Raw genomic sequence first — 12,283 nt, 5'->3', positions numbered from 1 at the left:
GCCGTTGTCAGAGCGGAACCGCCGCCTGAACGTCGTGACGACGGGGCGACCGGACGGCTCCTCGTGGCCGACTATCGCCGGATGGGCTGGCAATCGTCGGCCGTAGCAACCTACGCTCCGAAGGTCAGATGCTTCGTCATTGGCACGCAAGCCAATTCCAGTCCACGCGGGCTATGGTAGGTCGATACCGAATTTCCGGCCCAACCACAACGGCGATAGAACGCTGCCGCGTTTAGCGTTGCATCGAGACGCATTGAGGCAACACCATGAACGCCGGCCAACGCCTCGAGAAATTGCAGCATCTTGCGTCCAATGCCAAGTCCCATATGAGATGGCCTCACAAAGATTGCGTCGACTTGCCCGTTTGCGACCGTAAGCATTCCCGTGCCAACGACTATTTCTTCATCGACGGCAACGTAAAAGTCGTTTTCGACAACGCTGGCCCATTTATCGGTGAGCGTGCCATCGACCCATTCAGAAAGGGTCGCCTCGGGATAATACTCGGCGCACGCGGCATGCACCGAGGTTTTGCGGATATCCCAAGCGTCGCAGACGTCATGGCAATTCGCTTTTCGTATCGTCACCATGCCACGCCCCTCGGCTCGAACAAACAAGTCGACACGCGGGCGTAGCCCTGATAGACGGCAACACGTATCTTGTAATGCATGCAATCACTCCTATCTGCGCCAATGCATTCGGAGCGACTAAAAAGACTCGGCCCCGTCATGACTGGCGGGGCCGTTGAGGAAGTCTATATGTGATGTATGAACGTCACGATTCCCACGACTCGCCGTCGGCAGTCATGGTGCACATCATGGATTTGAGAGTGTCGGAGTTCATGCAGACATATTGCATCTCTAAAAGATTACAGTCAACGGGGATCGACGATTGTCACCAATGTAAGCGGTCGACGCGAATGTCTCAAAATGGCCGAGGCCGTGTGAAAACGGAAAAGTACTCGGTTTTCGGGTGTCGCTTTACCCTTCCCGAGTCGCCATCAGGCCGATACGCGGCGATCTGAAGGGTCGACTTTTGAGAAGGCTTCGTGCGGAGCGCGTTTTCACACGGCCTCGGCCGCGTGCAGCCTCACGCAAATGACTCATGTCCTGTCCACACCTCGACTGTTCAATCTTCTTATCAGCGGCCATCGGCACAGCAAGTGCCACCGTCGCCTCTGCCGCTACGCAATCGAATCCACCTGATACCACTAGACGAGCTGTACAAGCCGGCGCAATCCAACACCCTTCAGGTTGAATTCGCCGCGCGGTGTGAACGAGAGATCGGAACCCTCCACGAGGCCCTGCACCAGTTCGGTGGCGAGCACCTCATCGGCGCCCGCTTGCGCCGCTACTCGCGCGGCTATGCTGATACAGATGCCGAACCGCTGGCCGCCGGCCTCGTAGAGCTCGCCTGCATGGAGACCAGCGCGGATCGGGACGTTCTGCTCGCGAGCCGCGGCAACAATCAGGCGGGCTGCTCGCAGCGACTCCCCTGCGGCGGGAAACTCCGCCACCACGCCGTCTCCTTCGACTGCGATCACGTGTCCACCGAACTGCTCCACCAGCCGGCGCGTCGTCGCCTCATGCGCCTCGAGTGTGGCGCGCCATTCTCGATCCCCACGCGCGCGCTGCTGCGCGGTCGAATCCACGATGTCCGTGAACAACAGCGTCGCAAAGCGACGCTCTGCGGTATGGTGGATGTCGCCAGTGAGGAACTCCTCAATGGCGGTGGCCACTTGATCGGAGATCGCCTGATCGACGGTGGGTACATGAAATGCCGTGTCGAGCTCGAGGTAGCGTGCTCGGCGGATGTGCTCCGCAAGATATCGCCCGTGCACAACGGGGTGATGCTGGTCGCCCCGGGCGTGCACCACCAGCGTCGGACACGCGATCTCCTTCAGTACCGGCCGTAGATCGATCGCGACGACACCTCGCCACAGGGCTTCAAAGGCTGACGGATTAGCCGTCGCCTTAAGGAACTCGGCGAAGGACTTATGCGCGGCCGCTGTTGCGCCGGGAAAGCAGATCGACGCGAACCTGAACGTGAACGCTTCGAAGTCGTCCTGCATAAGACCGAAGAATCGAGGCCAGTCATCGAGCGTGTTGGTGTCAGACATCGGAAGGTATGGATCCCGCGCGTCGCAACAGACACCGTCAACTAGAATCAGATGGGTCACGCGTTCCGGGAACTTCAACGCATAAAGGATTGCCACGGCGGCGCCTTGCGAGAGCCCCAGGAGCGCCAGTTGCTCAGCGCCCGAAGCCTGGCGTACCGCCTCCACATCGGGCACCTGCTGGGCAAACGTCGGCGGCGCCGCACTGCGGTCTGAAAGACCGGTTGCGCGTTTGTCGAAGCGGACTGCGCGACAGAACCGCGACATCTGCTCGATGTATCGGACGCGGTTCGGGATCGTCTCCTCGAGAGCAAGGTTTGAGATGGCGCCAGGGACGTGCAGCAACGTGGGCCCCGCTTCGCCTGAAATGCGATAGGCGATCGACACGCCCTCAGATTTCACATACTTCGTGGTCTGCATCATTTCACCCCGCATCTCGAACAAAGGGTTCCACGCGCTCTCCGCTCCTCGTAGTCTACGGCGTAGTCGCGATACGCCGGCCACAATAACGCGTACGGGGTCCGGAATCAGACCGACGCGCAGTACGGGTGAACGCAGAGCGGCGAAAATGTGCGGTAGACGCGGGCGAGCGGCCAGCACGTGCGCGTACCCGATTGTACGACTTCGTAGTGCGGCAGCCGACCTGCTGTGGGGAACTCCGCCGTGCGAAGGCTGGTTCCGCCGAGGACACGACTGACAAAGTGCGCACACGAAGGTCTCTTGTCTGGGCGGAGCAGACATCTGAGTGACCGAGCGAAGTCGCGGACGAACGTCGCCTCTTGGCCGATAGGACCTGTTCGATGAACGTTTTACAGAGCCGACGTCGGAATCCTCAAAGGCAGCTTTCCGGCGACTTGCGCGAATGCGTACTGCCGGCCACATTCGGTCATTCGCTAACAAGACCTGGATCGTCAACAATCGACGAGCCGAGACGATGGTCCTGACGCTGCTTCCTTTCCGCCAGGCAGAAGACGTCAATGATGAAATTGCTGACTGTTCGCGTTAAACCTGCCGTTCGGATTTGCGCATGTCCTTGGTCCGGGTACAGCACACATCAGAGGCAGTGAACCGGTTTGACCGCCGCAACTTAGGGACGTCAGACAGATGTGAGCGTAAGCCCGGCAGCGTAGAAGGACGTCTAGCGCTGCCGGGTCATCCCCCTACGCGACGAAACGGCACTCCGACGCGGGTGTCCGCGTATCCATGTTCCTTCCGCGGTTCATATGGTCGTCGATTTCAGCCGCGCAGCCGAGCATGCGGGGGTATAGAAATATAGTGAAGGCGGCCGTCTCCAAGGCGTTGCGGGAATAGGTTCCGTCACGATATGGCTGCCAGAGCATCTTGAGCAGCAACGCGGCAATCACCGCGTCGACGTTGACGCAGTAGACGTTTCGCGAAACCCCGGCGTCGAACAGACTTTGCACCAACGTCCGATAGAAGTCGTGGAAGATGTTATATTCGTCACGCTCGGCGAACAACTGCCGAACGAACACTTCACGTGGATCGTGGTTGACCGGCTTGTCCTTAAACACCGGATGATTCACGCCGGGAATCTTCTGAATGTCGAGGCTGCCGCTCGTTTTTTTGCTCGATTTGTATTTGGCATAACTTTCCACGTACATCATCGCCAGTGCTTTCAGATCGAGCCCGTGAGCCGGGTCGCCCGGGTCAGTCAGTCCACTATCCCTGAACTGGTCGAGCAAAAATGCAATTCCCTCGAATCCATTTCCGCCGTGTGTATAACCGCTGTGCGTCAGGAAGCCGATTAACGCCTTGTTGAGCTGGACGCGTTCGGGGTCTTCGGGACCGTCAGCAGAGACCGCACCTTTTGCACCCTGCGCGGAAATCGTTCCGGGTCCATTTGACAGCAGCAGACCGACCAGCAATTGGAAGGAAAACAAGTCGCTCGTGCCTGGCGACAATCCAAACAACGCGCTGAAGGCGGTTTCACCAAGCGACCGCTGCTCCAGGATTGCTTTCGTTTCGACGCCGCAGAAGCTGTCCGGGCAGTGCTGATCCGACGGCACCGACGCTCCGATTAAAGAACCGAACAGCTGTATCCACCAGGGAAGGCTCTCGGCCGAAAGGCGCGAAATGCGTTTGCGCATTAGCGGTCCCCATGCGAGCGTCGCGCAAATGGCCGCCAGTACGGCGTCAGTAGTCGGTTCGCCAGGCAGGCTTTCGATATATCGCACGAACGTCGACTTCACGTCGCGGGCGTTGAGTCCGTCCAGGATTGCGCGAGCCCGCAAATCAGGTTCGCTGCCGACGAACAGGCTTAAGTCGCTGACTTGGGCGCGAGAAAAGTCGAAATTTTCGTCCGTCGCGTTCTCAAGCCTCACCGCAGCGAAGGCGTCGATTAGAGCGCGGACCGCCTGGCGGGGCCCGACTTGCCCGCGCGGCCCGATAATGCTCGCAGCGGCGGCAAGAACAGTGTTCGGTGCATTACCGGCATCCCGTGCAGCCTGCGCCGCCGCGAGCGCAGGATGGCCATACAGGTTCAGGAACACACTCACAGCGACATTGATTAGCGCGCGGTCGTTCATCCCGCCGGGTTCGTGCAGCAGCGCAAGGCTTACGTTTGTCTCAAGGGGGTACTGCGCCGCATCAAGCATCGAAACACCGTACAGACTGGTCACCTGCGACTTCGGGTCCATCTGCGACGCGCCAGAAGCGTCCTTCATCGACTGTCGCGGTGGTACAGCTCCAACCTGTTTGTCGAGCGCGGCAATCTGGGCATCGTATGGGGCTGTGGCCTGCACGACAGGCAAATCGAGCGCCTGCGGCAGGCTCAATCCGCGGTGACTGCTAAACCACGGCTTCAAAGCAAGGTTGCCCTCAGGCTCGAAATCGGGCCGACAGGCGTTTTCACGCATCACAGCCGTCAGAGCGGCGGGTATGTGCGCGATGTTCGTGACAAGAGCGCCCTTTGCCGACACGACCGGATTGTCCGGTGTGAACACGCTCGATACCCCGAATTTATCGAGAAACCACTGTTCTTTTGATGCAGCGTCGTCTGCACCACCAGACATGGCACCCGCGTGTCCCACTGCGCGGGTCAGCTTCGCCTTCCAGCGCCCCACGACGCACGCAACCACCGGTTTTGTGAAGTTGGCGTCGAGCTCATAGTATCCGCCCGGTTCGACATAAAGAACGGCCGCCTTGCTTCGCGCGTCGTTTGCCAGGGCCGCAGCGAACTCGGGCGCCGCGAATTGAATGTAGACGTCTTTGCCACTTGAAATGGCTGTTGTCGTACCCCATCCGGCCATCCGCAGGTAGGTTGCAATGGTCGTTGTGAAGTTGCCCGAGTTCGAGAACAATGCAATTGAGCCGCGTCGCAATGCCTCTTCAGGATTGTCGCCGCCCAGCGCTCCGCCGATACGCACCTGGTTCCAGGCGTCAGCTACGCCGAGGCTGTTGCCGCCAAAAATGTCGATGCCGTTGGACTGACCCATCGCGCGGATTTCGCGGGAGTCACTGACGGCCAGCTTTTCGGTGACGATGAAAATCTTCGTCAGTTCCGGGTTGACGCGGATAAGCTCGGCCACGCCATCTCGTGCAGCGGAAGGAGGGAGGTAGATGACGCCGCAGTTGAACCTGTGGCCATCGTTCAGTCCTTCGAGAACGTTGTTGTAGACCGGCACGCTTCCAAGTGCCGTTTCCAGTACCTGGCCGCGCTTTCCCGGAGCCGTGCCAAATACCACATTGCCACCGGAATAGGCATGACCGACGGGCGTGACATCGCTCGACTCGCCGCCCAGAATGTTGAGCACGCAAACGCGGTCGTCCTTTGTTGCAACTTGGGATAACGAACTAATTCCTACGAAGTATTTAAAATCGCCAATGCCCTGCTTGTACATAGTGATACTCCTCAGTCGATGAGACGCTCAGGCAGTCTGTTTGAACGAGATTCCCAGCTTCGCGGCAATCTGCTCACGGCCGCCTGCTTTCATCCATTGGTCCACCTCTTTCGCGTACAGGACCACCTCGCTCATGTCCGAGTCAAAGCCGAAGAAGGTGTACGGCAATCCCAGCGAATCGAGCGTGTCGCGCAACGCTCCCATTCCGCGAACCAGATTCGGACCGCCACGGCCGACCACCACATAGAGCGGCGTCGGGCCGTGCAGACTGAAGTGCTCGCGTAACGCGTCGGCCATTGCGCGAAATGTTTCGAAAATATCCGTGTTGTTCGACTTTCCACCAATGATGAACAGCACATTGCTCTGCTCAATCCAGTGCTTGAAGCAGATGCGGGCGACTTCCTTCATCTTTTCGTAGGGTGGGTTGCCGCCGAAGTCTGACGAGATGATGGCGTCGTCTCCGAGCATTTGCGTGACAAGGGAGTTCGCGCCGCCACCGAACGTCGGAGCGAGAATGCTGCCCTTCGCGTTAATGACGTAGACGTCGCTCTGCCCCTGATACGTGCGAAGCTGGTTGATTTCCTGTTCGAAGTCTGAATAGTCGACTGCGAAGAGATGCGCGGGCAGGTCAAGGCGCTGCCAGCGCGGGTCGTCACGGTCGAAACCGCATTTGAAGTCACAGGCGATGGGTGTCAGCCTTCCCTTGCTATCCTCGCGCATCCGGATTGGATTGAGTTCAAGGGTCGTCATTCCGAACCCGTGGTAGAGCTCCCACAACTTGGGGAGGTGCTGTACAAGCGGCGAGATAATCTGTTTGGGTGCGCCCAGCGTCGAAAGCGCGTTCGCCACGACGAACGCCTTGAGCCCGGTGAGCGGGTCAAACGGAATCTGCACAACTTGCGACTTGTCCAGTTCCTCGATGTCGACGCCACCGTGGTGCGTAAGCGTCATGGTGGGCGCGCGGAAATGTGTCGAGTCGGTAATCGAGAAGTAGACCTCATACTCGGCAGGCACTCCCGCCTCAAACGTCACGCCGTTGGCTTTTGAAACGGTGTTGGCGACGTGATGCTCGACGAAGTAAAGGCGCTCCTTCTCCTTCAAGGCGGTCGTCAGGTCAGTTGCACGGCCAATCAGACCGGCCTTGCCCTTTTTGCCAACGCCGCCCTTGAAAACCGGCTTGATGAAAATCATCCCGTGCTTTTTCAGCATCGCTCGAATCTGCTCTTCGCTGGCGTCCGGACCCAGAATCTCGGGCGTCGGAAAGCCCACGAACTGCAGCAATCTGGCGCCGTGCAACATACCGGTGACTTGCATGATGACCTCAGGAAGTGAGTTGGGAAGTCGGTGTCGTCGGGACAATATCCCTCACGGGGTCTTTGTCGAACCCGTAAAACGAGTGCGGGGTTGAGCACAGGATTGCCTCGACAATCGCGGGCGCAAGATGTAAGTCCAGCAACGCGCCAAGCGTCTGGCTGTAGGCCGTCGCATGTTCAAACTGCGTGTGTGGCCAGTCGCTACCCCACATCAGACGCTCGGCGCCAAATGCGTCTATGAGCTGGTCCGTGGCATCGCGCATGAAACTCGAGTCCGGCTCCGAGCACCGATAGGCACCCGAAAGCTTGACCCACACGCGGCCAGATGGGCCAAACTCCAACAGGTCGTGAAACCCCGGGTCGCGAGTGCCGCTGTCCGGGTCAGGGCGGCCAAAATGGTCAACGACGACTGGCAAGCCCACATCCAGCAAAGTGCTGACGAGCGGCGCCAGGTCCGACGCCTCCCTATGCAACTCAACATGCCAGCCTAGTTTTGATAACTGCCGCCAAAGCGTTACATATGGCGCCGAGCCCAGCTTGGGGAGCGTCTGCCCGACAAGGTTCAGACGCACGCCCGTCACACCCTGGCAGTTCAGCCGCACCAGGTCGTCTTCTGAAATTTCGGGGGACACGACTGCCACACCGCGCAGCCGGCTTATGTCTCTGGTCAGCGCCTGTAAAAGATGGCTGTTATCGGTGCCGAGAAAGCTGGGCTGGACAAGGACGGCATTGCCAATATCGTTCTCGTCCAGAAGCTTCCGGTAGGCGTTCAGGGTTGCGTCGTAGTCGGGTGCGTAGCGCCGTCCGTCGGCGAGCGGCAGCGTCCTGGCAAACACGTGCGCGTGCGTGTCAACGCGCGGCAGCCGTGGCCGCGCGATGGATGGTGCCTGGGTCATCGCTGGCTCCGGGGATGGTCAAGCGCTAATTCGGCGTCGGCGACCGGTTGTGAAGCCTGCTCGACGCCGGCCGGCCGCAAGCGCTTGCCGCGCGTTTCGGGAAGCAGCAACACGGCAACCATCGCCAGCCCGTACGCAATTGCGGCATCGATACCAATCGCTGCTCCCAGCGACATCGAATGACTCATATATCCGACCAGCACAGGGAAACCCGCCGAGGCGATGCGACCGAAGTTGTAGCAAAAGCCGACGCCTGTTCCGCGCATGTCCGCAGGATAGAGTTCGTTGAAAAGTGCGCCCAGGCTGGCCGGGATGCCGGCGGCGAAAAAGCCTAGCGGGAAGCCCAGAACAAGCATCTGCGTGTTGCTCAATGGAAGCATCACGTAGGCGAGCACGGTGACGATGCAAGAAAATGCAAAGAATGCGATGTTGCGCCGGCGTCCGATACGGTCGAGCAGGTAAGCGCTCGCCATACAGCCGCACCAGAAAGCCGCGATAACAACCGCCAGATACCCGCCGGTGTTGAGGACCGACAGATGTCTTTCCTTGGAGAGGAAGGTCGGCAGCCAGGTCATGATGGCGTAGTACCCACCGTGTGCGCCTGTGCCCAGAACCGCGCCGATAACGGTGGTCTTGATGACGCGCGGCTGAAACACCTGCGCGATTTGCGCCCACACAGAAACAGCTGGTTCAGCGCGAGACGGCTCAACGCGCACAGGTTCGCGGAGATTGCGGCGGACGTAAAGGACGAGAAGCGCGGGCAGCAGGCCGACACCGAACATGACACGCCACGCCGTGTCTGACGGCAACCACGAAAAAGCTGCGGCATACAACAGCACTGCGCCGGCCCAGCCGACAGCCCAGGCGCTCTGTACCGCGCCCATGGCCTTGCCGCGGTGTTCCGTCCGGATGGTCTCAGCCATCAACACGGCGCCTGCAGCCCACTCTCCGCCGAACCCGAATCCTTGCAGGGCCTTCAGGACCAGTAGTTGAGGAAAACTCTGGGCGAAGGCACAAAGGAAGGTGAATCCTGCAAACCAGAGAATCGTGATCTGCAGCGTCCGCACCCGACCAACCCTGTCGGACAAGGCGCCCGCCAACCAGCCGCCCATCGCCGATGACACCAGCGTCACGCCGCTGATTGCGCCCGCCTGCGTGTGGTCGATGCCGTACGCTGCGATGATTGCGGGGATTGCCAGGGTAAACATCTGCACATCGAGGGCATCGAGGCCCCAACCCGCGAAACATCCCCAGAAGGTGTTCCGTTCGAGAGGTGTGCCTTGCTTGTACCAGGTGAACATCGCCGTCTCCAGGTAATTCATATATTCATGTATATGACTATATGTTTAGTTTAGGCGCCTCGGCGAAGAAGTCATTGGGGATTTACCCTTGTTCGTGCAGATGTTGTACAGTGACTATTCCTGTGAACAACTATATGAATCTGGATATGCAATCGTTCTCGGCCAAGCCAGACGGTCGATTGCCCCGATACCAGCAGCTGCGCGACGACCTGGTGCGTCGCATCGCGGAGGGCGAGTGGGCGCCAGAAAAGGCAATCGACACAGAGGCGGAGCTCAGCCTGTTTTATAACGTGTCGACCGGCACCCTTCGGAAAGCCATTGATTTGCTGGTGGCCGACGGGGTGCTCACCCGCACCCAGGGAAAGGGGACCTTTGTCCGGCGCCCGCGCTTTGATTCGTCGTTGTTCCGCTTCTTCCGGTTCAAGTCAGCTGACGGCAAGCCGGTCCGACCGACGGCGAAGGTGCTGAGCCGCGAGGTCGTCAAGCCAAACGAGACGATTCGCTCAACCTTGCAGATGAAGGCGACGGAGAAGGCTGTTCATCTCTCGCGGGTACGACTGATTGAGGGACAACCCGTTTTGTCGGAAGAAATATGGCTACCTCGAAGCCGTTTCGACGCGCTGGCGACTCTGCCCCTTGGTGGCTTCGAGGATTTGCTTTATCCACTCTATGAGCGGCTTTGCCGCCAGATCGTCGCATCCGCAACCGAGATTCTCAACGTCGAACAGGCGACGGACGCTGATGCAGCGCTCTTGCATATCGACGTTGGCAGCCCGGTAATCCTTGTGCACCGTGTGGCATCCGATTTCGCCGGGACACCTATTGAATGGCGCACCACGCGTGGTGCTGCTGCAGCGTTCCAGTATCAGGTCGATATTCGCTGACAACGCGACTCCCTCGCCGCGTTCGGTGCCGTCATAGGGACCGACAACGCGAACTGACTCTCTGTCACCCGGCAAGTCGCATTTTCCCGCGACTTTCAGGCTCTACACCTCGTTCGCCGAATACATCACTGGTCGCCAGCTGCGGCCGCAGCTCGCTTGCGTGCGCTCGTCCGGGTTATACCTCATTGCAGCCCGACCTCAAACATACAAACATATATATGACTATATCAATCTGCTTGTTTTCGTCTGACTGACCGTTTTCGAAACGCCAGTCGAGCGGCAGCGGGCATGGAACTGGAGCGAACATGTCTACGTCCGTAACACGTGAGCAGCAGGTAATGAAGAAAATGGCATGGCGGCTGATGCCGCTGCTGATTGTCATGTTTCTCATCGCATTCATCGACCGGCAGAACGTCGGCTTCGCGAAACTGGAAATGGTTCAGGCACTCGGCATGACGGAAGCCGCGTATGGCCTTGGAGCATCGCTGTTTTTCATTGGCTACCTGCTGTTCGAGGTGCCCAGCACACTGGCGCTTCATCGTTTTGGAGCCCGGACGTGGCTCGCTCGCATCATGATTACGTGGGGCGTCGTTACAGTGCTAATGGCGTTCACCAAGTCCCTGCCAGCTTTTTACTCGTTCCGGTTTGCGCTGGGCGTTGCTGAAGCCGGCTTTTATCCAGGCGTCATTTACTACCTGACGCAGTGGTTTCCTCAAAGCTACCGGACACGTGTGCTTGGCCTGTTTACCCTCGGCAGTTCGCTGGCAAACATGCTTGGCGCGCTGGTCGGAGGGCTGCTCCTTTCCTTGGGCGGAACACTGGGACTGGCGGGTTGGCAATGGGTCTTCCTTGCCACCGGTCTTCCGGCAATACTGATTGCCTTCGTAGCGCTTAAATATCTACCGAGCTCCGTCAGGGAAGCGAACTTCCTTTCCCAGGACGAGAAGGACATTGTGGTCGCAGCGCTTGTGCGCGATGCGTCCCCGGAAGCAAAGGAGTCCCGGCCATGGGCGGCATTGCTTGACCCGAAGGTTCTCATGTTCGCAGCAACCTACATGCTGATGTCGACGTCGCTCTACGGCGTTACGTACTGGCTGCCCACGTTGGTTAAGAGCTGGGGCGTTTCGTCGAGCGTCAACGGCCTGCTTAACATGATTCCGTGGGCACTCGCGACACTTCTTCTGCTTTGGCTTCCCGGGAAGCTCAAACGTGAACAGGTGGTATTAAAAGCAATGGTCGTGGTCGCAGGCATCGGCGTTGTATGTTTTGCCTCCAGTCTCGTATTGCCGACGGTCTCGTTGCGCTTCATCGCCCTGTGTGTGGGTGGCGCCTGTATTCCTCTGCTGTACCCTTGTTTCTGGTCGCTTCCCCCGCGCTTCTTTTCCGGCGCTCGAGCCGCGGCAAGTGTCGCCGCCATCAACTGCATCGGCAATCTCGGAGGGTTCTTCGCACAGAACCTGATGCCGTACGTCGGCAAAGTTAGTAATAGCCATGTCGCACCAATGCTTGTTCCGACTGCATGCCTGTTAGCTCTCGCAATCGGGACCGCGATTGCGTGGACAGTCGGTGGGCATCGCAAGGCGGCGCTTGCATCGTCAACGGTTCCGCTTTGACGAGAGCGCTGAGACGCCTGGGCTCTTTGCACAGATGCAACGTGCACTTATTCGAGCCGCACTTTTCGACTGGTTGCAGGCTGAGTGCGGTTCAACATCGCGAACGGTTAAAGCCATCCGGGCTGGCTGGAGGCAGTTCCGTAGCAAGGCTCAAATCGAGCGCTCGTCGCCCTTTGTGCTTCTTCGGATATATGACGGGTTGTACGCCTGTAACCCCATCGTTTGTACGAGGTGAACGACCGCTTACGAGCTAGCTGAATGTCTCTTCGGGGTCGACTGCTGCCCGGTTCGGCCGGCCGACGG

General features: G+C 59.0%; 8 protein-coding genes. 2 read left to right on the top strand and 6 right to left on the bottom strand.

Annotation, left to right across the window (positions count from 1 at the left end; genetic code table 11):
- Window positions 1-110 precede the first annotated feature (110 nt).
- From OKW45_RS02755 to OKW45_RS02730, 6 genes are all read right to left on the bottom strand, one after another.
- Window positions 111-587, bottom strand: a complete 477-nt coding sequence (locus tag OKW45_RS02755) for a GNAT family N-acetyltransferase (protein ID WP_429465767.1) — start codon at window positions 585-587, stop codon at window positions 111-113.
- A 620-nt stretch (window positions 588-1,207) separates the two neighbouring features.
- Window positions 1,208-2,536, bottom strand: a complete 1,329-nt coding sequence (locus OKW45_RS02750) for an adenylate/guanylate cyclase domain-containing protein (RefSeq protein ID WP_429465765.1) — start codon at window positions 2,534-2,536, stop codon at window positions 1,208-1,210.
- A gap of 737 nt (window positions 2,537-3,273) precedes the next feature.
- A complete protein-coding gene (locus tag OKW45_RS02745; protein ID WP_429465763.1) occupies window positions 3,274-5,973 on the bottom strand; it encodes a CoA-binding protein in 2,700 nt (899 codons plus the stop codon).
- A gap of 27 nt (window positions 5,974-6,000) precedes the next feature.
- A complete protein-coding gene (locus OKW45_RS02740; protein WP_184024357.1) occupies window positions 6,001-7,287 on the bottom strand; it encodes an ATP citrate lyase citrate-binding domain-containing protein in 1,287 nt (428 codons plus the stop codon).
- 7 nt (window positions 7,288-7,294) lie between these two features.
- Window positions 7,295-8,182 carry an amidohydrolase family protein gene (locus OKW45_RS02735; RefSeq protein ID WP_429465761.1) on the bottom strand — a complete coding sequence of 296 codons (888 nt, stop codon included), beginning with the start codon at window positions 8,180-8,182 and terminating at the stop codon, window positions 7,295-7,297.
- Window positions 8,179-9,483 (bottom strand): MFS transporter, encoded by a 1,305-nt coding sequence (locus OKW45_RS02730; RefSeq protein WP_429465759.1) that lies wholly within the window; start codon window positions 9,481-9,483, stop codon window positions 8,179-8,181. Before OKW45_RS02730 ends, OKW45_RS02735 begins: the two co-directional genes overlap by 4 nt.
- Window positions 9,484-9,629: 146 nt before the next feature.
- Here OKW45_RS02730 and OKW45_RS02725 point away from each other — a divergent pair, with 146 nt between their 5' ends.
- Window positions 9,630-10,367: a GntR family transcriptional regulator gene (locus tag OKW45_RS02725; protein ID WP_429469207.1), complete on the top strand. Its 738-nt coding sequence runs from the start codon at window positions 9,630-9,632 to the stop codon at window positions 10,365-10,367.
- A gap of 305 nt (window positions 10,368-10,672) precedes the next feature.
- A complete protein-coding gene (locus tag OKW45_RS02720; protein WP_429465757.1) occupies window positions 10,673-11,980 on the top strand; it encodes an MFS transporter in 1,308 nt (435 codons plus the stop codon).
- The last annotated feature ends 303 nt before the right edge of the window (window positions 11,981-12,283 follow it).

The sequence above is a fragment of the Paraburkholderia lebeckiae genome (genome assembly GCF_050436225.1).
Classification (GTDB): Bacteria; Pseudomonadota; Gammaproteobacteria; order Burkholderiales; family Burkholderiaceae; genus Paraburkholderia; species Paraburkholderia tuberum.
Note: the sequence above shows the minus strand (reverse complement) of the source record. Positions and strands in the feature narration are given on the sequence as shown.